Consider the following 22,620-nt stretch of genomic DNA (forward strand, 5'->3'; position numbering starts at 1 on the left):
GGGCGAGGTAGCTCCACGCCTGGGCGCGGAAGAAAACGGTGTCGGGCGCGCCTTCCCAGCGCAGCAGGACGGCCGCGAGGTCGCGCTGGACAGTGGCCCGGCCCTCCTCGGTGAGGGCACCGGTCGGCACGGTCAGCCGGATCATGGGCACGGCAACTCCTATGACGAGTGTTATATACGCTGGTCACGGTAGACTATGACGGACGTTATAGCCAGAAGGGAGCGCACAGGTGGCCAAGAGCAGTACGCCGTCGCGCGAGCGGATCGTGGCCGGTGCCGCGGACATGATCAGCCGGCGCGGGCTGAGTGCCACGAGCATCCGGGAGATGGCCAAGCACGCCAAGGCGCCGCTCGGCTCGACGTATCACTACTTCCCCGAGGGGAAGCAGCAGCTGGCCACGGAGGCCGTCCGGTTTACGGGTGAGTGGGTCGCACGGAGCCTGCGCAAGGAACTGGAAGCGGGTCCGGCCGCGGGCCTGCGGGCCTTCCTCGAGCTGTGGCGCAAGATCGTCGTCGACAGCGACTTCCATGCCGGCTGCCCCGTCCTCGCTGTGGCTATCGAGGAGCCCCAGGACGGCGAGATCCCGCCCGCACTGACGGCCGCGGCCGAGGTCTTCGAACAGTGGGAGGCCCTGCTGGCCGACTCGCTCCGGGCGCACAGCGCCGAGCCCGAGCAGGCCGCACAACTCGCCACGCTCGTCGTCGCGGCCGTCGAGGGCACGGTGGCCATGTGCCGCGCCAAGCGCAGCACCGAGCCGCTCGACCGCACCGCCGAACAGCTCCAGGCCCTTATCGTCACAGCGATCGCGAAGTGACCCCGCGCCGGGTGGTCCGCACCCCGGTCGAGGGCGCGGACGCCCGGGTGCGGGGCGGGATCACGCGCTGAGCGCGGCGCGGATCGCCTCCGCCTTCTCCTCCGCGAACACTCCGGAGTCGAGGAGTGAGAGGACGGACAGCACCCCGCCGCTGGAGCCCCAGCTCCCCTCGTCGATGACGCGGAAGTTGACCCACCAGGTCGGCGACGGCTTCTCCAAGCCACAGGCGTCGGCCAGTGCGGCCAGGATGCGCTCGATGACCGCGGTCCTGACCTCCTGCCGCCAGTCCCCGTCCATCACCGCCACGTCGATCACCATCACGTCGGCCTGCGTGCCGATGTCCGCGGAGGAGTCGCCCGCCGATCGCCATCATGTCCGGCTGACGCTCCACGAAGTGCACCTGGAACCCGACCCGCGCGGGCGGAGCGAAGTGGCCCACCCCGGGCACGAGAACGGCGTCAGTCAGCGTCTCGGCCAGTGTGCGGAGCCGCTCCTGACTCAGTCGTCCCGTCGGGGCGTTCACGGTGATGATCGTCACGACATTCTCCTATGACAGTCGTTATAAACGGGCTCCAGCCTACACTCGTCTATAACGAATGTCATATAGCGGCTGGTGGAGGTGTAACAGCGCGGCGCCTGCCAAAGCGTCGGCGACAGACCGGCAGAGGGCCGCTGGCGTCTTGCGGCGACCGGGCAACCAGCACCTGACCCGCTGCCGGAGAAGCCGCAAGGAGGCCGCACAGCTCCATGTACAGGGAAGACCACTTCCACCGAGGGCGGCCCGTATAGACCCGGCGGGGCGCAGCGGGACCCTGTTCTTGAGGAAGGCGAGACGCACGGTGGCGAGGCTGGTTCCTTCGCGGTCGGCGATGTCCTCGCAGGTGGTCCTGGGTGGTCCTGTTCGCACCAGGTGCGCCACTGTTCCAGGCGGCTGGCGGTGTGCGGGGTACGCCGGAACCGGGGCGGGCCCCAAAGTCGACGGGTGTGGGTCCCCGGGTCCCAACCCAGTGGCCGCGATTGCAGCTGCCGGGCGGGACGGATGACGGTGCGAGCGTCAGCTGAGGGCCGAGAACAGTTCGTTGCATGCCTCCTCGCAGCTTCGGCAGGCTTCGGCGCAGATGCGGCAGTGCTCGTGCATGTCGGCATGCTTGGCGCACTCGTCGCCGCACGCCTTGCAGGCCATTGCGCACGCACGAAGGATGGCCGCCGTGATGTTGGCGTCGTAGCCGGTGTGCCGCGAGAGGACCGCGGCGGTGGCGGTGCAGATGTCGGCGCAGTCCATGTCGGTGCGGATGCACTTGGTCAGGTCGCCCACCATGCCCTCGGACAGGCAGGCGTCCGCGCACGCCGTACATGCCTGCGCGCAGGCGATGCACTCCTCGATGCAGGCGGTGAGCTTGGCCTGGTCGATGTCGCCGAGGTCGGACGGGTAGGTGGCGAGCATGTCCTTGACGGTGCTGGACATCAGGGTGCCTCCGTTCCCCGGGAGGCCGGCGGAGCCAGGGCGGCCGCCATCGAAGCCCCCGGTACCTCCAGCTAACGCCCCAGAATGCGAACGCGCCCGGTCGGACCGTGAGGGTGCGGCGGGGTGCGGTGCCGTACGGCTGGGTCAGTGGCAGGCGTGGACGGCGGCGTGGCCCTTGCCGCGCCCGATCATCCACTTGTTGACGGGCGTCGCGATGAGGAAGGCGACAACGAGGCCGGCCAGCAGCGCCGCCCAGAACAGGGCGTCCGACAGATGGGCGTCCACCGCCCCGGGCGTAAGGGCGATGATCCTGTTGTCTCTGAGCTCCATTACCGCGATCGAGACGGTGTCCGCGGCCAGCGCCACCTTGATCGCGGACTTGCAGTCCGGGCCGGCCCGGCGGACCGCGAAGAGGGTGAAGGAGTAGCCGAAGACGAACGCCAGCGTGATCGCCACGACCATGGTGGGCACGTCGCCCCACAGCAGCGCGGTGCCGAGGGACCTCGCCGATCGCGCGTCCGGTCATGCAGTGCAGCGTCGCCTTCGCCGCCGTCCCCCAGGACGCGCCCTCCGGGCATGTGCGCATCGTGGCCGCTGGCGGCGGGGTGTGCGCCGTGGTCGTGAGCGGTGCTGGTGTGGTGTGCGCTGTGGGCCAGGGGTCTGCGGCGTGCCGCGCATGAGAGCAGCGAGGCGTGCAGGACGTCGATGACGAAGGATCCGGTCGGGCGGGCCGCCGAGAGCCACGCCAGGCCCGCGGCCAGGACCAGCAGCCCGCCGGCGATGAGCGGCTTGGGGTCGAAGCGGCCGAGCAGGCGGGCACTGGCGGTGGTCATGAAGACCATCATCAGGCCGGCTATCGGCAGCAGGGCTGCGCCCGAGGCGAAGGCGCCGTAGCCGAAGACTTGCTGGAGGTAGAGGTTGGGGAAGTACCACATCGGGGTCCACGCCGCCCCCAGCAGTACCATCACCAGGTTGGAGACGCCGAGACCGGGGGTGCGCCAGGTGCCGAGCGGCATCAGCGGCGACTTCGCGACCGCTGGATGAGGACGAACACGACCAACAGGGCTGCTCCGGCGGTCGGCTGAAGGACCGTCGGTGCTGTTGCCCAGTCGGCTTCGGGTGCGCGGACCACGGTGAAGAAGGCGAGGGCGAGCCCGGCGGTGACGGCCGCCGCTGGAGGTAACACGGTTGCAGCGGACGCACTGCTGCCCCACTCGGCGAGCCGCAATGCTCGGCGGCCGGCCCCGCGTCCACGTCCGGCGTCCCGGCAGCCTGGCTGGCTCTATGCGGCGGCTGCGAGCAACGGGACGAGCTCGACCCGTTCCATCTCGGATCTGTAGGCGCGGCGGCGGCCGCGGTGCACGACGCGGCGTGCCAGACACAGTTGGCCGGGCTTCACATGGCAGTCGGGACAGGCCACGCTGAAGGGGCCGTGCTGGTACAGGCGCAGCGTCTCGTAGAGGGAGTCGAGAGCCGGGGCTGTGGTGGTGTTGTCCGTGTGCTGCATAGGTCCTCGGGTGCTCCGTCCCCGGCGCGGCGCCGGCCTGGCCTTCGCTGTTCAAGACGTGCCATGGCCCGCATGGAGTACAGACCGTCTGCAACCGCCTTCCCCCTCTGCTCTGATACACGCTCAGGAACCGGCAGCAGCCAGGGGCTGGTCACGCGGGGGCCAGACTGGTTCAAGGCCGCGTCGGCCCGGGGGCGCGGCCGGCGCTTCTGCGAATCTGGCGTCGAAAGGTGACCACCACCAGGCAAGGTCGGCGGCTACTTGCGAGCAGCTCGCGAAGCCCGGTTCGGTGCCGGCAAGGGCTCGTAGGGGCGGCTGTCCATGGGCGTCTCGCGCGCGGCTGTCACGTTGACGAAGTGCGTCTCAGGCAACTGCTGCCGTTCGCGCCGGCGACGCCCAGGTGAATGCGGGCGGAGCGCCGCCAGGGGCTGAGTACCTGCTGAGGCCGTCTGCGCGGTGCCGGCTCGGTGACGTCGGAAGTCGGCTCGCTTCCACGAACTAGTGCGGAGCGGTACTGCTGTCGGAGTCAGCGCTCCGCTTGCTGGGTTGCGTCTGTGTTGCGGTGCTGGCGTGCGTGGGCGCGGTGTTCGGTGGGGGTGGTTCCGTAGGCGTCGCGGAAGGTACGGCTGAAGGTGGCGGGGTTGGTGAAGCCCCAGCGGGCTGAGATCGCTTGGACGGTTCGGTGGTCCATTTCCGGGCGGGCGAGGTCGGTGTGGCAGCGTTCGAGGCGTCGGCGTCGGATGACTCCCGCGATGCTGGCGGGCTCGCCGTCGAAGAGTGTGTAGAGCGTGCGCAGAGAGATGTTGTGCCGTTCGGCGATCGTGCGCGGTGAGAGGTCGGGGTCACCGAGGTTGTGCTCGATGAAGCGCAGGATCCGCTGGAGCATCAGCTGGGATCGCGCCTCGACCGGCGCCTCGTCCAGGGAATGCAGATGTTGGGCAAGGCACGCGGTGACCAGGTCGACCGTGGCGGATCCCATGGACAGCAGTGCCTCCGTTCCGCAGTGCGCTCCTTGGGCGTGGAGGGTGCGCAGGAAGCCCGCGAGAATCGCGGTCGCTCCCTTGTGGGCAGGGAGGGGACGCACCAGGAGTGGCTCAAGCTTGCGGGGGGACAGCGGCAGGGCGGACCGCGGTATCTGCAGCGTCAGGGCGTGAATCGGGTCGCCGGCGGAGAAGCACTCGGTCAGCATGGGGCTGGAAGTGTCGGACAGTACGAAGTCACCCGCCACCAGCGCTTCCCGGCCCTCCTGGGAGACCCGGAAGCTGCCCTGGGTTACCAGTACGAGTTGGTAGCCCTCGGGATCGCCCTGTCGGATGTGCCTCGCTGACCGCCACGCCCGCACCGGGGAGAACTCGAACGCCGACAACGCCACGGGGCCCAGTGGCATGTCTTGGATGGCTGCGTGGAAGTCGTCCCTTCGGTCACTGCTCAGCGACAGGGGCATGACCTCGTTGGAGACGGTTTCGAGGAACCATTCGAACCTGTCCGTTGGCGGCACGACTGAAGCCGACGCCCTCGACCAACCCACAGAACCCCCGCATACGCGTCATGCCAAAACAGGCCAACTGGCCCGATTATCTCATGATCCCAATGGGGGGCGGGGACCGCGGTGCTGCCGAAGGTCTGGTGACATCGCGCTCACCGCGGGACCAGGTGCGGGGCGGCACGCCGGATCAGGTGGAGGAGCTTGTCGTCAGCAGTGGTGCTCATGGTGCCGATCGGGCCTGCCGCTCCGGAGAAGTCAGCGGAGGCGGGCCAACAGCGGGATCCATGCGTGGTGGTCAAGCGGTCTGCACGAAATGCGAAGGCACTCCGCACAACATGCACACTGCGACCGCAGCCACGCGATGTCTAATCAAGCGTCGAAGCAACGTGACGGCACCGTTGGGAAGGGCAGGCATAACCTCCTGCTCTGCGTGGTTGTTGCGACTGTTTCGTCTGTGTGCAGGGGATGACCAAGGCGTGGGGTGGGTGCGCATGCGCGGTGTGTCGTGTGTTTCGGGCCGATTGGCGTCTCGTGTTGCCGGGTTGTCATGCAGCGGATGAGTCGCGTAGTACCGCTGCTGCCGCCGCGGCTGCTGGACGGCGCCGACGAACCGACGATGGAGAGGCTCCTCACCCGGCTGCCCGCAGCCGCGTACGCCGACTGCGCAACCCGGTGGATCACTGAAGGCGCCGCTCTCGACCGATGAGGTCCCCGCACCACGCGCTGACGCGTCCACGGCAGCCGCCACCGTTCGCCGGCCCTTGCGGCCACGCGAGCACGACCTCGTCTTCCTTAGTAGCAGGACCGACTCGACCGTGAAAGTTCTGATTTTGTCTGCATCTGCGTCTGTCTCCGTACATCTCATTCCGCTCCGGAACGTCTCGGTGGCCGAGGCCGCCGCATGGCATCAGGTCGTCGCGGCCTCGATGGCCCATGACCTGCCCGGAGTGCCGGCCCCGGACCCCGGGCAGGTCCACGCCCAGCTCACCCAACCCGCTCTGGGCAGCCACCGGCTGATCTGGCTGGCCACGGGGGCGGACGGGGGCCCCGTCGGAATTGCCGGCCTGCGGGTGTTCACCTCCCCGGGCCAGGAGCACCTGTCCGAACTGGAACTGCACGTCGACCCCGCGCACCGGCGCCTGGGAATCGGCTCCCTCCTGCTGGCGGAGGTCGTGGCGGCCTGTCACGCCGAGAACCGGCGCAGCCTCATCGCCGCAGCCGCGGCCGACAGCCCGGGCGAAGCCTTCAGCGAACGGCGCGGCTTCAGCCGGGCGCTCACCCTCGATCACCTCCTGCTGCGCCTCGACGAGCTGCCCGACGCGGACCAGCCCCTGACCTCCGATACCGCGCCTCCGGGTTACCGGCTGGCCGGCTGGACCGGCACGGTCCCCGACGAGTTCGCCGACGCCTTCGCCTCGGCCAAGACCGCCATGAACGACATGCCCGTCGGTGACATGGACTACGGCAGCGTGGCCTGGGACGCCGACCGCGTTCGTGCCATGGCCAAGGTGATCGCCGACCGCGGCGACACACTGCTGACGCTCGCTGCGGTCCACGATGACGGCACCATGGCCGGCTACACCGAAGTCCTGCTCCCCCAGGGCTCCGGACCGCGTGCCCAGCAGTACGACACGGCGGTCGTGCCCGCGCATCGCGGTCACGGCCTGGGCGTGTGGGTCAAGACCGCCATGGTGCGGCGCCTGCGCGCCGAACATCCCGACGTCGTCGAGATCGAGACGGACAACGCCGAGGACAACGTCCACATGCTGGCCGTCAACCACCGTCTGGGATACCGCTCCTACCGGCGCACCCTCGAGTTCCAGCTCGACCTGCCCTCGGCCTGATCCCCCCGTGGTCGCACCCACTTCCGGACCGGTGAAGACGCGAAGACCTCAGACGAGCCGGCCGGGCCATTGCCGCACCCGCGACGGTTGCACCGCCGGCCCCGGACGCGTCGGCCCGTACGGCTTCCTCCCCTTCGGCGGTGCGATGCCGTCCCGCCCGTCCGAAGCAGTACGCCGCCTCCCGCGCTCGCCCATCCCGGCCCGGCGGACTCCGCAGGCGTACACGCCGATCACGCTCGTCCGCGTACTCGGGGGGAGGGGACGGCCCTGGGCACCGGCCCGCTCGACAGCCTCTTGCGCAAACGAACTTCGCTCCGACACCCCGGAGAGTCTCAGCCTCAGGTCTCGCCCCTCTCCCCCATCACGTGCCGCCCGCAGCGGACGACCGGAACTGAGCATCCCGCCGACGACTCAGCCGCCACCCGCCACCCGCCACCCGCCACCCGCCACCACAAACACTCTCCGAGGAGCTGCCATGCATGTGTCCGCCTCCACCATTTCCCTGACCGTCGCCGACGTCGACGCCTCCCGCGACTTCTTTCTCACCCACCTCGGCTACCAGGTGGCCCTGGCCGACGACGGCTTCTGCTCGCTGACCCGCGAGGACGCCGGAGTCGACATCGTCCTGCTCCGCAAGGGGACCGAGGTACTGCCCGCCGAACAGCGGGACCGGGAGGCGGGCGGGCTGATCGTCGCGCTCACGGTCAGCCGCCTCGCCGCAGAGGAGGCACGGCTGCGTGACGCCGGCGCCCCCATCACCATGCCGCTGCGGGAAGAACCCTGGGGCGAGCGGCTGTTCCAGCTGACCGACCCCAACGGTGTCGTCGTCCAGCTCGTCGAATGGGCCGTCCCGGACGACGGCACGGACGGGAACGAAGGCACCGTCGTACGGGTGATCACCCCCTCGGCCGACGACGTCACCAGCTCCCCGAACGCCACCATGACGCGCCTCGCGGCCCCCAGCCTCGGCAGCGCCGAGCTCAGTACCTGGACGGTCACGATGGAGGCCGGAGCGACCGGACCCGAGCATTCCATCAGCCGTGAGCAGGTCTGGACGGTCACAGTGGGCGCCTTGGAGGTGACCTGTGACGGCCGCACCGAGAAGGTCCTGGCCGGCCAGAGCCTGATCCTGCCGCCGGCCCTTGTCCGCCGGATCCACGCTCCGGAGCGGGCCGAGGCCCATGTCGCGATGCGCTCCGACGGAGTCGCCTCGGTGCCCGGCAGCGAGGGCACCCGCGAACTTCCCTGGGCGCGGTGACAGCGACCGCCGTACGAGCTTGTCCCCCGGCGGCTCCGGCACGATCCGAATCCGTACCGCACCATCGCCGACCGAGGTCGGCGGCCACAGAAACGAGAACGACGAAATGCGTGTGCTGATCATGGCCTACGGGTCACGCGGCGACATCATGCCGCCGGCCGCACTCGCGGCACGGCTGCGGGAACTCGGCGCGGACGTGCGCGTGTGCGCGCCGCCGGACGAGGAGTTCGCACAGCTGCTGGCCGGCATGGGTGTGGAGCACGTGCCGTTCGGCCGGCCCGTGCGCCCGTTGGTGACCGGCGCGCCGCCGTCACCTGGCTTTGCCACCGAGTTCGCCGCCGAGCTGGTCGCAGAGCACTTCGGCACGGTCGCCGCGGCCGCCGAGGGATGCGACGTGCTGGTGGCGAGCGGCCTGATGCCGGCCGGCGCACGGTCGGTGGCCGAGAAGCTGGGAATCCGCTACGTATACGCCTGCTTCCACTCCTTCGAGATGCCGTCGGCGCACTTCTCGCCGTCGCCGCGACCGGGCCCGCCGATGTCGACCGACGCGATCGACATGTCCGACAACCGGGCCCTGTGGAACCTGGACGTTCAGAAGGTGAACGCGCTGTACCTCGCGCCGCTCAACACCCACCGGGAGGCGATCGGGCTGCCGCCGGTGGACAACGTCCGAGACCATGTCTTCGGCGACTGGCCGTGGCTGGCGGCGGATCCGGTTCTGGGGCCGTGGCAGGAGCTGACGGACCTCGACCTCGTGCAGACGGGCGCGTGGATCCTGCCGGACGTACGCCCGCTGCCGACCGACCTGGAGCAGTTCCTGGACGCCGGGACACCGCCGGTGTTCGTGGGCTTCGGCAGCATGCCGATGCGCACCGCGACGGACGTCGCCCGCATCACCGTCGAGGCGGTTCGCGCCCAGGGCCGGCGCGTACTCGTCTCGCGTGGCTGGGCCGACCTGGGTTTGGTCGACGACGCGGACGACTGCTTCGCCGTCGGTGACGTCAACCACCAGGAGCTGTTCCGCCGGGTGGCGGCCGTCGTCCATCATGGCGGCGCGGGCACGACGACGACGGCGGCCCGGGCCGGCGCGCCCCAGGTGGTGGTTCCCCAGTTCGTGGATCAGCCCCACTGGGCCGCTCGGGTCGCCGACCTGGGCATCGGCGCGGCTCACGACGGTCCGAACCCGACCTTCGCCTCTCTGTCGGCCGCTCTCGGGACGGCCCTGGCCCCCGAGACGGAAGCACGGGCGAAAGCCGTCGCCGGCACGATCCGCACAGACGGGACGACAGTGGCCGCGAAACTGCTCCTCGACACAGCGAACACCACGCCACTGAGCCGTGAGGAGATCTCCGGCATCGCGCATGCCGATCACCCGATCAAGGCTCCGCTCGACGACGAGTCGGTCGGCCTGCTGCTCGGACACGGCCTCCCGAGGGGCGACGAGCGAGTCCTCGACCTCGGATGCGGCACGGCGGAATGGCTTCTGCGGGCCCTCGCTACGCGGCCCCACCTGCACGCCGAGGGCGTCGACGTCTCCGAGGCCGCCCTGCGGCAGGCCGGCCGGACGGCGAGCGAACTCGGGGTCGACGAGCGTCTGGTCCTTCACCACCAGGAAGCTGCCGCCTTCGGCTCGCCGCAGCCGTTCGACCTGGTGATCAGCGTCGGCGCCACGCATGCCTTCGGCGGTCTTCTCCCCACCCTCGCGGCAGCCCGCACGCACCTGGCCCCCGGAGGCCGCGTCCTGATCGGTGAGTCCTTCTGGGACCGCGACCCTTCACCCGCGGCCATCGAGGCGTTCGGTGACCTCGCCGATCTGGCGACCACGGTGGACCACGTCGTCGCCGACGGATGGACCCCGGTCCACGGCCATGTCAGCACCCGCAGCGAGCTGGACGCCTACGAGTGGGCCTGCTGGGGCTCACTGGCCTCCTGGGCACTGGACCACCCTGCTGATCCGGCCGGCGCCCAGGCACTGAAAGCGGCCACCCTTGCACGTTCGCAGTGGCTGCACGGATACCGAGAAAGCTTCGGATTCCTCTGCTTGGTTCTACGTCAGACACCCGACACGACTGGAAAGTGAGCACACAGATGCAACCGACGTTCGTACTCGTACACGGAGCCTTCGCGAACTCCTTCTCCTTCGCGCCCCTTCAGGCCGAACTCGGCCTCCTCGGGCACCGTTCGGTCGCCGTCGACCTCCCCGGCCACGGGTTCCAGGCGACCTTCACGCGCGCCTACCAGTCACCGCAGAACCCCGAGGAACTCGCCACCACCCCCGGCTCGATCAAGGGCGTCACGCTGGCCGACAACGCCGCGCACCTCATCGGGATCCTCGAACGGGCCAAACAGAACGGACCCGTGATCCTCGTCGCCCACAGCCGCGGCGGCGCCACGGCCACCGCCGCGGCCAACGCCCGTCCGGATCTGATCGACCGCATCGTCTACGTCTCGGCCTGGTGCCCGGTCCGGCTCGACGTAGGTGATTACTACGCCGAGCCGGAGATGGCCACAGTCGACCCCGCTGCCTTCGCTTCGGCGCTGGCCGGGAACCCCGCCGACCTCGGCCTGCTCCGCGTCAACTTCCGCACGGCGAACCCGGACTCGCTCGCGGCGTTCAAGGATGCCTTCTTCGCCGACGGCACAGACGAGCAGTTCCTCACCTTCCTGAACACCTTCCAGCCCGACGAGAACCTGGACGTCGGCGGCTCCGCCGACCGGGCGCAGGCCGCGACCTGGGGACGTATTCCCAAGACCTACATCCGCCTGGCCGATGACACGAGCCTGCCTCTCGCCCTACAGGACCGCCTGATCCGCGAGGGCAACGAACTGACGCCCGACAACCCGTACGACGTCCGCACACTGGAGGGCAGCCACCTGAAGTGGCTGGCCGACCCCGCGCCGGCTGCTCGCGTCCTGGGCGAACTCGCCGCGCTGCCGGCCCCCCGGACATGACCGGACCGGTCTGATCGGTTCGGCCTGATCGGGCGGAACCGATCAGGCCGGCCTGATCGGGCCGAGCTCGCCTTCGGTCGCGAACTCACGCGCGTCGGGATCTTCGCCGCCCCGCAGCGTTCAGGGTCGTACATCCCTGCCTTGGGGAGATACAACTACCGGTCCGCCAAACCCGTCCACGGCCAGGAGCTCTCTTACGGAGCACTGGTATAACTGATCTTCGAGGGACTCCGAGTCTTTGCTGACCGTCAGCCGCAAGCACGATCAAAGGTGGCTCCCCGCGCGGGGAGCTTGATCGTCCGCGCGGAGGACGCCCTGTCGTCGAGGTTCGGCAACGGTGGAGTTGTGACGATCAAGCATTCTTTGGACGATGCAGTGCCTCCGGTCCCGAGCTGGGCGCTCCGCCTCCGTCTGGGTAAGTGGCCCGGGTTCGCCGTTGCGGCATGGGGGTTCCTGTTCGCGGTACCCAGTTTCATCTGGGCGTTGGGTGGCACCTTCGGTGCGAAGTCGACAGTGGCTCCGTCGCTGATGAATCTTGCTCATGAGCGAGTGACGTGGTTCCTGGCCGTCTTGTGGGTGACCGGCTTTCTGAAGCTCTTCGGGGCGTTGGTCGGTATCGGCCTGACGCGCCGTCGCGGCAAGTGGACGGGTCGACTCATGGTGTTCTGTGGCGGTGGCGCGGCGGTGCTGCTCGTCTGGCATGGATGTCTATTCGTTGTCCACGGAGTGCTGGTTGAGGCTGGGGCGCGCGCTGTCGCGCCTGATCTGGTCGGGTTGACCCGCTGGTACCTCTGTCTGTGGGGGCCGTGGTTCATTGCCGGTGGCCTGGCCTTTGCCGCAGCCGCCACGCACTATGTCCGCCGACACGATGGCCGGCGTGAGGTGAGGCTTTACGGCTCTGTAGGGGCGCTGGGCGCGTTGCTCCTGTCTTTGGCCTCGGTGGTCACCGGGATTGGTTGACGGCTGTCAGGCAGCTTCCGGTCACGCGTGAAATGACCACGTGATAGCTGGTGTAATTCGCGCTCGGCACGAGCAGCTGGAGGAGATCGCCCCCTCGTGGCGCCCGAGCCGGCCGGTGACGTGGCAGCGCCGCTTCCACCTCGTCCGCCAGCATCTGGACACCGGCCAGGCACCCCGGAGACGGCCTTGCCCCGGCCCCCTTTGCCCCTGCCCACCACGGCGGGCGGGGTCGTGCGCCGGGGCGAGGATCTCGGCCAGTGGGTGACCTCCGTCCGGCACGGCTGGGATCAGTCTGGCGCCCGGGCCAGGTGAATGTCGCCCACGGCCTCGATCTGTCCTGGCGGGGGCGTGGCCTGGCTCCCGCATCTGCCACAGTCGCCCAGCGGGCAGGGTTCGCCATCGATGAGATGACGCTGAAGGAGTGATGGCGACATGAAACGCCCGAGCTCGCCACAGAAATGGATAGAGATGATCGCCAGGAGAGCATCCCGTCAACAAACTTACAGGGAGAGAGAAATGACTGACTATCAGTTGACCATCAAGGTCAACGATGAGACGCGCAGGAAGCTACAGGACAAGGGAGAGACGATTGCCATCGTCAAGGATGGCGGGGCAGGGACCGAGTACATCACTTTTTGGCTGACCATCTGGCCGTTCCAGGGCACGGACGGAGAGGAAGACCTCGTCGTTTCGTAGAGTGACTCCTACATCCTCCTCCCCAAGCTTGCCGATGGTTCCGCGAGTGAACCGGTCAGGTCAACCGCCACCCTTGAAAATGCCTACCAGCACTATGCGGGAGAGTTTTCACGCCTCCCTCATGCGGTGGATGAAACGGCCATCGAGGTCACTGCGTCCACTGGTTCGGTCGAAGTCGCGCTGGCCCAGCTTGCGCGGGTGAACGGCAAGGACGCCGTAGGAACTCTCGAGTATGGCCTGGCCAGGGAGAAGCACATGCTGCGGTTCGCTCCGGAAGAGCAGCTCTTCATTTTCCCGGTGAAGGTAGGCGAGCCGGGGAGCCGTCAGATCCAAGACGTACAGGGAAAGCCAGTCGAGATGCACGGTGGCGTCCCCGCTGACGCTGTCTCTCTCGACTTCACTCGTGAGCATTCCCAGACCATTGCGTTCGACCCGGACTCCGGAACCTTCGCCCTGTGGCAGATGCCCATCGAGGCCGCCAAGGAAGCCGCCAATGTCGCTGGGAACGTCTTGCGCGGATTCGGCGGCTGAATCGGCATCTCGCGGCCGCGACGGAACTCCGGCACCAACCGACGAGAGGCCATTTCGCTGCGCTAGTCGCTGGTGTGGTCGAGGTCCGGCAGCTGGGGCGGAAAGTGCCGCTCGATGGTCTCCGCCCAGCGTTGCAGGACGACAAAGCCGGTGGTGTCGGTCTGCGCCTGGAACCAGTACCGAACGTCTCACGGCAGCCGCGCAGGCCAGACAGGTCGAGCGGACGGTCAGCGCCATCGTGGGACAGGCCGTCGACAAGCTGGCAGGTGCAGCGCTCCGCAGTCCTCGACGAGCGTGAGCCCCGATTGCGGGTCAGCGATTCCCCCGTGGATACCCCAGGAAGCCTCGGCCCTCAGCCAACACTCCATCGCGCTCCCCGTCACCACAACACCCGGCCAGGACCTCACCGGCTTCCTACGGCAGACCGTCATCGACATGAACACTGCTCAGCGCACCCTCGTTGTCTCGGCCGTGGTGGCAGTCCGCCCGGGCGATACGGCCGCCCCGCGAACTGGCCGGGTAGGTGCATGATGCCTGTTCAGGGCATCGCTGTCTGTGGTGTTGTCCAGTCGATCATCGTCACAGACCCGCTGGCACCGCTGGCCAGACCGAACAAGGCGAACTCATGCCCGGTTGGACGCGGCCTTCCTCGTCGGCGAGGGCGAGTTGCAGGGGCAGGGTGGTGGCGGCCATGTTGCCTGTGCCGGGGAGGTGGGCACCACGCTGTCGGGACGGACGCCAAGGCGTTTGGAGAACGTGTGCACGAAACAAGGGCATCAGGCAGCGGAAGGGGCCCCGTTGTTGATCAGCGATGAAGTCTGTGGAGAAGAGAGCGTCCGGTTGTCCGTTCGCAATCGCCGGCAGGAACCCGAGACGGGGCTCCAGCGCCGGCCCTTGCAGTACGGGTGATCGGTACCCTCACGGGTATGGGGCTTGACATCAATGTGCTGATCGCCGACTGGTCATGGCTGGAAAAGGTTCCGCCCCGGGAGAGGCTGTCGCGGTTGAGGGATGCCTGGTACGCCGACGAGACCGGGTTGTGGGATCACGACGCACCGGTGGTGGAAGGCGACTGGGAATGGCCACGAGGGCCTCACAGCACCTCCTTCGCCGTCTACGAGTTCCGGGGCACCCTCGGTTCCTTCAAGGCGCACTTCTGGGCGGCGGAGCGGTGGGAGTCCATACGTGACCATGCCGACCCGTTGGTGCGGGCCGGCTTGGACACCTTGCTGCTCGGGCTGACCTGGAGAGGGCTGGACGGTGAGGCGGAGCACATCGATCCGGGTTTCTTCTGCGACGACCCAGCAGTCACCCACGGCGTGCTGCTCGCGCGGTCGCCGGACAGCGTGCGGAAGCTGGCCACGACGTCGGAGCGGGTACGGCCCAGGCTTGGCGAGCTGCGTGGGGTCTACAACGAGCACGCCGCCGTATCCCAGGGGTGGGTCAGCGACTTCGACGCGTTCACCCGCCTGATGGACGACTGGGGCCACGTCCTGTCCGAAGCCGCCCGGCGGGGCTGGGGAGTCGTGGGGCTCAGCGAGTAGGGCGCAACCGGTATCCGCGGTGCGCGGGCCGGCACAGGCCGCTACCAGTTGCGCCAACAGCGCAGTCCGTCGGCCGTGAAGCCACAGCTCCGCGACACAGCCGCTGGCCGGGGCACCCGCCGAGTTCCCTTGCGACCGCCCTCATCACCGACCTTGCCGGGGCTGAAGAACGGCGGCGTGGCTCGGTCAGGCCCGCCACCTGTTCCATGAACGTCCGGCGTTGGCGCTGGCTCTGATCGCAGAAGAACCGACGCCCGTGCAGGCGGACGAGCAAACCCCCGCCCACCGACGGGTGACTCGGATATCTGACGCCGGTCATGTCCTGGCCCCGTCCGCGAGGGCGGTTGTCAGTCGACGGAGGCCATGAAGTTCAGCATCCTGCGGTTGATCTCCTCCGCGTGGTCAATCTGCGGCCCGTGGCCCGTGCCGGAGATGATCTCGGCTCGGGCGCCGGGGACCAGGCGCGGCACACGCTCCGCCTGCCGCTGCGGGTGCACGAGGAGGCTTCGCTTGCCGAGCACCAGATAGAGCGGGGTCCGGATGGTGGACAGCTCCTCCTCGGACAGGGGAAGCGGGGCCGGGCGGCGTATGCGGTAGGCGCGAACGGCCGTTCTGATCATCGTGCGCAGTTCCGGCATGACGAGGACCGGCTGTTCCAGCCAGGCCGCCAGCCGGGGGCGCAGCGCCTTGGGCGCGAAGGTCGCGAAGAGACCGGCGAAGATCCAGACGAAGAAGCGCAGTCCCACTCTCTCCAGGCCGCCGGGGTCGAGCAGCGTGACCGAGGCGAGGCGACCGGGCCTGCGGTGCGCATGGTTCAGGGCGAGCCATCCGCCGTAGGAGGTGCCGACGAGGTGGACGCGGTCAAGGCCGAGTCCGGCGAGTGTCTCGTCCAGCCACTGTGCGGCGCGCTCGGGTTGGTGGATCGATTCGCGCTGCACGCTGCGGCCGGGATCACCCGGGGTGTCGATCGCGTAGACCGGGCGGTCTGCGCTGAGGGCGGGGGTGTTCGGGTGCCACATGGCAGAGCAGGAGCCCGCGCCGTGCACCAGGACGACAGGGGTGCGGGATCGAGCGGGATCGCCCTCGGGACCGTAGCGATAGACATGCGTGGTGCCGAAGGACGTCTCCACGTCCTCTTCGGCGAGCGCGGGTGCGCCCAGTGCATAGGCAGCGTCACAGGCCGCGAAGTAGCGGTCGCGCCAGGCATCGCTCACGTAGCGGCCTATGTCGGCTCGGGCGCGGACAGCAGTCTCGGACACATTTACCTCCGGATCACATTTTCGTGATACGAGCGTACCACAACAATGGTACGACTGTATCATTAAGGTCCTACTGGGGACGCAACAGCGGAACGACGAGCGGAGAAACGGCCGATGCCCAAGCGCGTGGACCACACAGAACGGCGCACCGAGATCGCCGAGGCACTGGTCCGAGTCGCCGGGCGACGCGGGCTGCATGCCGTGGGGATGCGCGATGTGGCAGCAGAGGCGGGCGTGTCGCTGCGGCTGGTGCAGTACTACTTCGAGACCAAGGAGAAGCTGCTGCTCTTCGGACTGGAGCATCTGACAGAGAGGTTCGGGGAACGGGCCTCCGCCCGCGTGCAGGCCGCCGGGGACAGTCCCGGCCCGCGGGAAATGATCGAGGCACTGCTGATGGCGGCGCTGCCGACCGACGAGGACAGCCGCACCTTCCACTTCGTCTACACCTCGTATGCCGTTCTGGCCGTGACCGACCAGGCGCTCGCCGCCCAGCCCTTCATCAAGAACCCGGATGCCGCAGAAGACGCGGTAACCCAGCTCCTGCGGCAGGCGCAAGAGGCAGCTCTGCTCGAGCCGGGTGTGGACGCACAGTTGGAGGCAGCCGGCCTGCTTGCCATGTCTGCGGGACTCGGCACCAGCATCCTCGTCGGCCAGCGCAGCCCGGAGTCTGCCATCGCCGTCCTGGACCACCGCCTGGACCGGATCTTCCGCACCGGTGATGCCGCCAGTTGATGGGCGGCCGCCTCACCGCTTGGGAGCTGCTGTCAGCGGGGCCGCCGCAAGTCCCTGTCCAGCCGCAGGGCGGCGTAATCCCGCCTGGTGCCCTGTACGCCTGCGACACGGCAAGGACTGCCCCGGCTCGTAGGCTCGGTCCGCCTGGTTGCAGGCGACCGTCGACCACTACGGCCGCGAGCGCCACCTGTGGGCCGTCGCCCCGACGCCCCCTGGACGCCGCAGCCGCCCTCGCCGCGTCGCCGCCATGACCGGAGCGAGTGCGCTCCCTGGGCATTCCGGTCGCGTTCGCCGCCCACGACGGCAACGAGCACGGCCTCATCGCCTCGGCCATGAGGCGGGTCAGCGGTAACAAGCCCACCCTCTGTTCAAATTTGACTAGAGTGTGCGCATGGCTGAGAAAACTATTCCGATCCTGCCGTGCCGGACCATCCAGCCCGTTCTCGAGTTCTACACCGCCCTCGGGTTCGAGGTGACCTTCCAGCAGAAGAGCCCCAACCCCTACGCGGTCGTGGAGCGCGCGGGCATCGAGCTCCAGTTCTTCGGGATGAAGCAGTACGAGCCTGCTGAGTCTTTCAGTACGTGCTACGTCGTCACCGATGACGTCGACGGACTGCATGCCGTCTTCCGGACGGGGCTCAAGGCGGCGTACGGGAGGATCCCGACCCGAGGGCTGCCACGTATCGGGCCGCCCAAGGACATGTCGTACGGCGTGCGGCAGTTCCTCCTGACCGATCCGGGAGGCAACTGCATCCACATCGGGAAGCGGACGAGCGAAGACCAGCGCCACCGGCGCGCCCCCGAGGAGACCTACGCCCGCGCCCTCCACCATGCCTCCCTCCTCGCCGACTCGAAAGATGACCCTGCGATGGCCGCCAAGGTCATTGACCGGGCGCTTCACCTCGAGGACGAGCAGCCCACGCCCGTACAACTGCTGCGCCTCCTCGTACTGCGAGCGGATGTCGCCGGGCGCCTCGGTGACGAAGGGACCGCGACGGCGGCGCTCGCCGAGGCCGCCGCCGTCCATCTCACCGCCGAGGAGCGGCAGTCGGTTCACGACGACCTCAAACGTCTTGAAGAGCTACGGAACTGAGCTCTGCTTGCAGCCCCTCTTCGAGGGCGGCGTCCAGCACCGACGCCTCGTAGCGGACGGCCGGCTCGGCGTATCTCGCGGCGAACGCGCGATGACGCTTGAACCGACCGACACCGCACTCGAAGTACCTCCCGCAGGAGGGTCAGGTGGCTTGCCCGACACGAGTAAGCCACCTGACCCAGGCGGCGCCGGAACTGCCCCGTCCGGTCGGGCGTGTGCTGGGCATCGGCTCGTCTCCTTCGCTGCCCGGTGCTCCTTCGCAGTGGTGTGAAGGAGCACCGGGCCCTACACGTCCTCGGCCGTCAGGCTGTGCGCCTTCCGTCCGGGCGGACCGACCCCCCCATGCTGATCGCCGCCCAGGAACGCGGGAAGTCCTGTGGACCGTCGACGGCGACACGCTCAGGGCGAGCGGACATGACCGCGCAGGTGAACGCGCACCGCCGGGCGGCCGGACCAGGCGCCCCCTGGCCATGATGGCGGTGGCCCTGGTCGCCCTCTGCTCATCACCGCCGGGTGCCTCTTCTCCGGGGCCGAGGACATGGGCATCGTCTGGGACACCCCCGCGGACTTGCAAGGCCGACCAGGAGGGCAACGGCGCCTGGCTGTCCGGCGACGCCCTGGTCCGGCCGCTTCGACGCGGTGCGCGGGTACGACGCTGCCGCGAGCTCAAGCTCGCGGCCCGAGCTCGCGGCGCCCCTCCTCCGCTACCGACCGCGCGCGCCAATAACGACCAGGAGCATGAGGTGGGCCGCCCGCCTACCGCGGCCCATCGGACGCTGCCGCCGACCCAGCAGGCCGACGAGTCCCCCGCCGCGTGCGCGGGACTGCATGACGATTGCGCCCGGCTCGTCCTTCCGTGAGGCGGCCGATTTACGGGTCAGCCCGGCCAGAGCTCCGAGACGGGGAGCACTGACCAGTCCCAGGCGCCGTTGTCGTCCGTGTCGGCGAGGAGCACCAGGTCCTCCTCGCTCACGCGGGCCCGCCCGCGGGCCACGGCGAGCTTGGCCAGGTAGGCGAGGTGGAAGTCCTCGGGGAGGTCCCTGCCGCCCTGGGTGGCCCGGTGAACCAGGACCACGGTGTCGTCCGAGCCGACGCGGGCCGCGACGAGCTCCTCGGCTGAGGTGCTGAGATAGGTGATGGCGTCGGAACGGATCAGACGGCTTTTCTCCGGCTCGCTATGACTTGGACTCAGTACCCAGACGTCGGCCATGGTCCCCTCCAGAGGGTCAGCGGTGATCATCAAGACCATCTTTGCTCACCCGCCGAGGAATCATCCGCCGCCCCGCGTGATGGGCCGGCGGATCACAGGCGGGCGGTGCGGGCGCTGCGGCCGGTGACGGAGCGGTTGTGTCTCGCCCCAGGCGGCACGCTGATGGAGCGCGCTGAGGGCTGGCGGGTGGCCCGCATGATCCAGCACGTCAGTCACGCCGGCCACGACCCGTGCAGCAGACTTCGGAGGAGGCGTTGACCAGATCAGGCAACGATTTCCGACTGGAGTCTTGGAGTACTACGAGCCGTTCGGCCGTCTGATCCAGCCCAAGGACCGTTCGACGGCCCGTTGCCAGTTCTCGTACTCCGACGCCCGCCGCGTGGGGTCCATGTCCGGCAGCCATTGCGCCGCCCGGTGCCAGTTGCCGCGCAGCACTTCCAGGTCCGCCCAGTAGCCGGCGGCCAGCCCGGCGGCGTAGGCCGCGCCCAGGGAGACGGTCTCGGCCGCCATGGGCCGCACCACCGGCACGTCGAGGACGTCGGCCAGGATCTGCATCAGGAGGTTGTCCGACGTCATGCCACCGTCGACCTTCAGCTCTCTCAGGGTGAGCGAGGAGTCGGCGTTCATGGCGTCGACGACCTCCTTCGTCTGCCAGCCGGTGGATTCCAGCGCCGCCCTGGCCAGGTGCCCCTTGGTGATGTACGAGGTCAGGCCGACGATGACGCCGCGTGCGTCGCTGCGCCAGCGGGGTGCGAAGAGACCGGAGAACGCCGGGACGATGTAGCAGCCGCCGTTGTCCTCGACGGTGCGCGCCAGGGTCTCGATGCCCGGTGCGCTGTTGATGAGTTCCAGCCGGTCGCGGAACCACTGGACCAGGGCGCCGGTGACGGCGATCGGGCCCTCCAGTGCGTAGACCGCGGGCTGCTCGTCGATCTTGTAGGCGACGGTGGTGAGCAGTCCATTGCTGGACCGGACGACGTCGGTCCCGGTGTTGAGCAGCAGGAAGCTGCCGGTTCCGTAGGTGCACTTCGCCTCGCCCGGGGAGAAGCAGGTCTGCCCGAAGAGAGCGGCCTGCTGATCGCCGAGCGCGGCCGTGATGGGCCTGCCGGGGAGCACCGAGCGGTCGTCGCCGTACCACTCCGCAGAGGACCGGATCTCGGGAAGGATGGCGTGCGGTATCCCGAAGAACCGCAGCAGTTCCTCGTCCCATTCGAGCGTGCCCATGTTCATGAGCATCGTGCGGCTGGCGTTGGTCACGTCGGTGATGTGTCGGCCTCCCGCCGTCCCCCCGGTGAGGTTCCAGATGAGCCAGGACTCCATCGTGCCGAACAGGACATCTCCGTTCGCGGCCCGCTGTTCCAGACCGGGCACATGGTCGAAGAGCCAGCGGATCCGTGGTGCGGAGAAGTACGTCGAGGGCGCCAGGCCGCAGCGTTCCAGGAAGAACGCGTCGCCCGGGTCGCTGCGCAGGTCTTCGACGAGCGGGGCGGTGCGGGTGTCCTGCCAGACGATCGCCCTGTTCAGCGGGATGCCGGTCCGCCGGTCCCATAGGACGGTCGTCTCGCGTTGGTTCGCGATGCCCAGGGCCGAGACGGCCTCGGCCAAGACGCCGTCGCCCGTGCCGGACAGGGCCTCGGGCACGATGCGCCGCAGATTGCGCCAGATCTCCAGGGCGTCGTGCTCGACCCAGCCGGGCTTGGGGAAGAACTGCTGGTGCTCGCGCTGGGCCACGGACACCAATCGCCCGCGGTGGTCGAACAGGATGCACCGGGTGGAGGTGGTGCCCTGGTCGATGGACATCACATACCGTTCGACCATGATCCGGACCGCCTTTCCGATGCGTGGAGATGCGAGGCGTGGAGATGCGCTGCGCGAGGGGCCTACCAGCGGGCGGCCCCCAGGTTTCGTGAGATCGCCCGGGCGGCTTCACGCAGCACGGTGAGCAGCTTGAGTTCCGGCCGGCCTCTGACGTCACAGATCCGCTCGACCGGGCCGGACAGGCCGATGGCGCCCACCACGAGGCCGCCGTGCCCCCTGATGGGCGCGGCGACGCCGGCTTCCCCCATGCTCATCTCCTGTACTTCGCTGCCCCAGCCGTTCTCCCGGATCTCGGCGAGGGCGTGGGTCAGCTCGTCCGCGTGGGCGAGGGTGTGCCGGGTGTACGCGTCCAGCCCGGCGTCGACCGCCGCATCGAGGTTCGCGGTGCCGAACGCCAGCAGCACCTTTCCGAGCGAGGAGGCGTGCAGGGGCAGCAGTGCGCCCACGTCTAGGGTCTGGAGGGTGTCGTCCGGCCGGAAAACGTGGTGGATGACGAGCACTCGGCCTTCCAGCGGAGTGCCGAGGCGGACCGCTTCACCGCTGCGGGCGGCCAGGGCGTCGGCCCAGTTGATCGAGCGCGAACGCAGTTCGTTCACATCGAGGTAGCTGGTGCCGAGGTGCAGGAGGGCCGCACCGAGCTGGTACTTCCCGGTCGCCGCGTCCTGCTCGACGAAATCCACGAGCTGGAGGGTGCGCAGAATGCCGTGGGTCGTCCCCTTCGCCAGCCCCAGCGAGGCCGCCACTTCCCCGAGCCCGAGCCGCTGGGGGCCCGCGGCGAGCAGGCGGAGAATTGCCGCCGCCCGTTCGATGGACTGGACGGGACCGGCCATACCGCGATTCTAGATCCGCCTTCCCCGTCCCACATCGGCCATGACGTGGTGGTTTCCCTCGCTCGCGACTTGCGTTCGGTAATGCCGACCGACGTTTATTGACCGGTGCCTTATCACTTCATAGCGTGCGTGACGTCGGCACCTGTCGACACCGTTCCTCAAGGAGGGCAGATGGCCGCCCAGCTCAACGTCGTCGACCCCGAGGCAGTCGATCGCCTCGGCCCCGACGCTGTCGATCATGTCTGCCCTCTGCCCCACGCCCCGGGGGCCGTGTCCGCCGTCCGCGGGCGGGTCCGCACCGTACTCGCCGAGTGGGGCCTGTCTCCCGACGCCATCATGGACGCACTCGTAGTGGTATCGGAGCTCCTGACCAACGCACTGGTCCACGCCCTGCCACCGGCGACGCTGCGGTTGTCGTGGGTCCGCATCGACGGACACGGGGCCCTGCGCGTGGAAGTGACCGACGCGGGACCCGTCCTCGCCGGTGACGGATGGGACGCCCCGGACCCGGACGAGCACGGCCGCGGCATCGACATCGTCACCGCGTTGGCTGCCCGCTGCGGCATACGCGTCGGCACCGAGGGGATCACACGCTGGGCTGACCTCCCTGCGGCCTAGCG

21 protein-coding genes and 4 pseudogenes are annotated in these 22,620 nt (G+C 68.9%); 14 read left to right on the forward strand and 11 right to left on the reverse strand.

Features of this window, described 5'->3' with window-relative positions; genetic code table 11:
• Positions 1-4 precede the first annotated feature (4 nt).
• Positions 5-151: pseudogene (locus AS594_RS01790) on the reverse strand (tautomerase family protein); the annotation flags it as partial.
• A 79-nt stretch (positions 152-230) separates the two neighbouring features.
• On the opposite strand from AS594_RS01790, the gene AS594_RS01795 reads away from it, so the two are divergent.
• Positions 231-815 (forward strand): TetR/AcrR family transcriptional regulator, encoded by a 585-nt coding sequence (locus AS594_RS01795; protein ID WP_069925324.1) that lies wholly within the window; start codon positions 231-233, stop codon positions 813-815.
• A 60-nt stretch (positions 816-875) separates the two neighbouring features.
• Here AS594_RS01795 and AS594_RS01800 read toward each other — a convergent pair whose 3' ends face one another.
• From AS594_RS01800 to AS594_RS01825, 6 genes and pseudogenes are all read right to left on the reverse strand, one after another.
• Positions 876-1,133, reverse strand: a complete 258-nt coding sequence (locus tag AS594_RS01800; protein WP_069925325.1) for a hypothetical protein — start codon at positions 1,131-1,133, stop codon at positions 876-878.
• Between the two features lie 736 nt (positions 1,134-1,869).
• The gene (locus AS594_RS01805) at positions 1,870-2,280 is read right to left on the reverse strand and encodes a four-helix bundle copper-binding protein (protein ID WP_069933610.1); all 411 of its coding nucleotides are present in this window, start codon (positions 2,278-2,280) and stop codon (positions 1,870-1,872) included.
• Positions 2,281-2,424: 144 nt separating this feature from the next.
• Positions 2,425-2,858, reverse strand: a pseudogene (locus AS594_RS01810) (DUF4396 domain-containing protein).
• A 99-nt stretch (positions 2,859-2,957) separates the two neighbouring features.
• Positions 2,958-3,454, reverse strand: a pseudogene (locus tag AS594_RS40685) (MFS transporter); the annotation flags it as partial.
• A 108-nt stretch (positions 3,455-3,562) separates the two neighbouring features.
• Positions 3,563-3,787, reverse strand: coding sequence for a zinc finger domain-containing protein (locus AS594_RS01820; protein ID WP_069925328.1), 225 nt, complete (start codon positions 3,785-3,787; stop codon positions 3,563-3,565).
• A gap of 526 nt (positions 3,788-4,313) precedes the next feature.
• A complete protein-coding gene (locus tag AS594_RS01825) occupies positions 4,314-5,285 on the reverse strand; it encodes an AraC-like ligand-binding domain-containing protein (RefSeq protein ID WP_107358005.1) in 972 nt (323 codons plus the stop codon).
• A gap of 544 nt (positions 5,286-5,829) precedes the next feature.
• Between AS594_RS01825 and AS594_RS44425 the strand changes: the two genes are divergently transcribed.
• From AS594_RS44425 to AS594_RS01865, 10 genes and pseudogenes are all read left to right on the forward strand, one after another.
• The gene (locus AS594_RS44425) at positions 5,830-5,979 is read left to right on the forward strand and encodes a hypothetical protein (RefSeq protein WP_167367973.1); all 150 of its coding nucleotides are present in this window, start codon (positions 5,830-5,832) and stop codon (positions 5,977-5,979) included.
• Positions 5,980-6,157: 178 nt separating this feature from the next.
• Positions 6,158-7,117, forward strand: coding sequence for a GNAT family N-acetyltransferase (locus AS594_RS01830; protein WP_240508902.1), 960 nt, complete (start codon positions 6,158-6,160; stop codon positions 7,115-7,117).
• A gap of 475 nt (positions 7,118-7,592) precedes the next feature.
• Positions 7,593-8,375: a VOC family protein gene (locus tag AS594_RS01835; RefSeq protein ID WP_069933608.1), complete on the forward strand. Its 783-nt coding sequence runs from the start codon at positions 7,593-7,595 to the stop codon at positions 8,373-8,375.
• A gap of 106 nt (positions 8,376-8,481) precedes the next feature.
• Positions 8,482-9,693: pseudogene (locus AS594_RS01840) on the forward strand (glycosyltransferase); the annotation flags it as partial.
• Positions 9,694-9,705: 12 nt separating this feature from the next.
• Complete coding sequence (locus AS594_RS44430) at positions 9,706-10,455, forward strand: SAM-dependent methyltransferase (RefSeq protein WP_167368118.1); 750 nt, start codon at positions 9,706-9,708, stop codon at positions 10,453-10,455.
• Between the two features lie 8 nt (positions 10,456-10,463).
• Positions 10,464-11,327: an alpha/beta fold hydrolase gene (locus AS594_RS01845; protein WP_176742758.1), complete on the forward strand. Its 864-nt coding sequence runs from the start codon at positions 10,464-10,466 to the stop codon at positions 11,325-11,327.
• Between the two features lie 345 nt (positions 11,328-11,672).
• The gene (locus AS594_RS01850) at positions 11,673-12,287 is read left to right on the forward strand and encodes a DUF3995 domain-containing protein (protein ID WP_240508903.1); all 615 of its coding nucleotides are present in this window, start codon (positions 11,673-11,675) and stop codon (positions 12,285-12,287) included.
• A 516-nt stretch (positions 12,288-12,803) separates the two neighbouring features.
• Positions 12,804-12,983, forward strand: coding sequence for a hypothetical protein (locus AS594_RS01855; RefSeq protein WP_069933606.1), 180 nt, complete (start codon positions 12,804-12,806; stop codon positions 12,981-12,983).
• A gap of 126 nt (positions 12,984-13,109) precedes the next feature.
• On the forward strand, positions 13,110-13,514 hold the full coding sequence (locus tag AS594_RS01860) for a hypothetical protein (protein WP_069933605.1): 405 nt from the start codon (positions 13,110-13,112) through the stop codon (positions 13,512-13,514).
• A gap of 926 nt (positions 13,515-14,440) precedes the next feature.
• Positions 14,441-15,058, forward strand: coding sequence for a hypothetical protein (locus AS594_RS01865; protein ID WP_069934015.1), 618 nt, complete (start codon positions 14,441-14,443; stop codon positions 15,056-15,058).
• Between the two features lie 347 nt (positions 15,059-15,405).
• Here the strand turns inward: AS594_RS01865 and AS594_RS01870 are convergent, their stop codons facing one another.
• On the reverse strand, positions 15,406-16,317 hold the full coding sequence (locus AS594_RS01870) for an alpha/beta fold hydrolase (protein WP_069933604.1): 912 nt from the start codon (positions 16,315-16,317) through the stop codon (positions 15,406-15,408).
• A gap of 114 nt (positions 16,318-16,431) precedes the next feature.
• Between AS594_RS01870 and AS594_RS01875 the strand changes: the two genes are divergently transcribed.
• Together AS594_RS01875 and AS594_RS01880 are read left to right on the forward strand one after the other, a co-directional pair.
• Positions 16,432-17,049 carry a TetR/AcrR family transcriptional regulator gene (locus AS594_RS01875; protein ID WP_069933603.1) on the forward strand — a complete coding sequence of 206 codons (618 nt, stop codon included), beginning with the start codon at positions 16,432-16,434 and terminating at the stop codon, positions 17,047-17,049.
• A 391-nt stretch (positions 17,050-17,440) separates the two neighbouring features.
• A complete protein-coding gene (locus AS594_RS01880) occupies positions 17,441-18,142 on the forward strand; it encodes a bleomycin resistance protein (protein WP_069933602.1) in 702 nt (233 codons plus the stop codon).
• Positions 18,143-19,019: 877 nt separating this feature from the next.
• Here the strand turns inward: AS594_RS01880 and AS594_RS01885 are convergent.
• The 3 genes from AS594_RS01885 to AS594_RS01895 all read right to left on the reverse strand — a co-directional run bounded on the left by AS594_RS01885 (position 19,020) and on the right by AS594_RS01895 (position 22,000).
• Positions 19,020-19,382 carry a hypothetical protein gene (locus tag AS594_RS01885; protein WP_141746882.1) on the reverse strand — a complete coding sequence of 121 codons (363 nt, stop codon included), beginning with the start codon at positions 19,380-19,382 and terminating at the stop codon, positions 19,020-19,022.
• 267 nt (positions 19,383-19,649) lie between these two features.
• Positions 19,650-21,170 (reverse strand): glycerol kinase GlpK, encoded by a 1,521-nt coding sequence (gene glpK, locus AS594_RS01890; RefSeq protein ID WP_069933600.1) that lies wholly within the window; start codon positions 21,168-21,170, stop codon positions 19,650-19,652.
• A gap of 62 nt (positions 21,171-21,232) precedes the next feature.
• Positions 21,233-22,000 (reverse strand): IclR family transcriptional regulator, encoded by a 768-nt coding sequence (locus AS594_RS01895; RefSeq protein ID WP_069925338.1) that lies wholly within the window; start codon positions 21,998-22,000, stop codon positions 21,233-21,235.
• A 171-nt stretch (positions 22,001-22,171) separates the two neighbouring features.
• Here AS594_RS01895 and AS594_RS01900 point away from each other — a divergent pair, with 171 nt between their 5' ends.
• Positions 22,172-22,618: an ATP-binding protein gene (locus AS594_RS01900; protein ID WP_069933599.1), complete on the forward strand. Its 447-nt coding sequence runs from the start codon at positions 22,172-22,174 to the stop codon at positions 22,616-22,618.
• Positions 22,619-22,620 lie beyond the last annotated feature (2 nt).

It is taken from the genome of Streptomyces agglomeratus (genome assembly GCF_001746415.1).
In the GTDB taxonomy this organism is placed as follows: domain Bacteria; phylum Actinomycetota; class Actinomycetes; order Streptomycetales; family Streptomycetaceae; genus Streptomyces; species Streptomyces agglomeratus.

Coding starts and splice junctions, on each gene's coding strand:
- AS594_RS01800 (WP_069925325.1), bottom strand. CDS start 1,133: ATGGTGATCGACGTGGCGGTGATGGACGGGGACTGGCGGCAGGAGGTC.
- AS594_RS01805 (WP_069933610.1), bottom strand. CDS start 2,280: ATGTCCAGCACCGTCAAGGACATGCTCGCCACCTACCCGTCCGACCTC.
- AS594_RS01820 (WP_069925328.1), bottom strand. CDS start 3,787: ATGCAGCACACGGACAACACCACCACAGCCCCGGCTCTCGACTCCCTC.
- AS594_RS44425 (WP_167367973.1), top strand. CDS start 5,830: ATGAGTCGCGTAGTACCGCTGCTGCCGCCGCGGCTGCTGGACGGCGCC.
- AS594_RS01835 (WP_069933608.1), top strand. CDS start 7,593: ATGCATGTGTCCGCCTCCACCATTTCCCTGACCGTCGCCGACGTCGAC.
- AS594_RS01845 (WP_176742758.1), top strand. CDS start 10,464: ATGCAACCGACGTTCGTACTCGTACACGGAGCCTTCGCGAACTCCTTC.
- AS594_RS01855 (WP_069933606.1), top strand. CDS start 12,804: ATGACTGACTATCAGTTGACCATCAAGGTCAACGATGAGACGCGCAGG.
- AS594_RS01865 (WP_069934015.1), top strand. CDS start 14,441: ATGGGGCTTGACATCAATGTGCTGATCGCCGACTGGTCATGGCTGGAA.
- AS594_RS01875 (WP_069933603.1), top strand. CDS start 16,432: ATGCCCAAGCGCGTGGACCACACAGAACGGCGCACCGAGATCGCCGAG.
- AS594_RS01880 (WP_069933602.1), top strand. CDS start 17,441: ATGGCTGAGAAAACTATTCCGATCCTGCCGTGCCGGACCATCCAGCCC.
- AS594_RS01885 (WP_141746882.1), bottom strand. CDS start 19,382: ATGATCACCGCTGACCCTCTGGAGGGGACCATGGCCGACGTCTGGGTA.
- glpK (WP_069933600.1), bottom strand. CDS start 21,170: ATGGTCGAACGGTATGTGATGTCCATCGACCAGGGCACCACCTCCACC.
- AS594_RS01895 (WP_069925338.1), bottom strand. CDS start 22,000: ATGGCCGGTCCCGTCCAGTCCATCGAACGGGCGGCGGCAATTCTCCGC.
- AS594_RS01900 (WP_069933599.1), top strand. CDS start 22,172: ATGGCCGCCCAGCTCAACGTCGTCGACCCCGAGGCAGTCGATCGCCTC.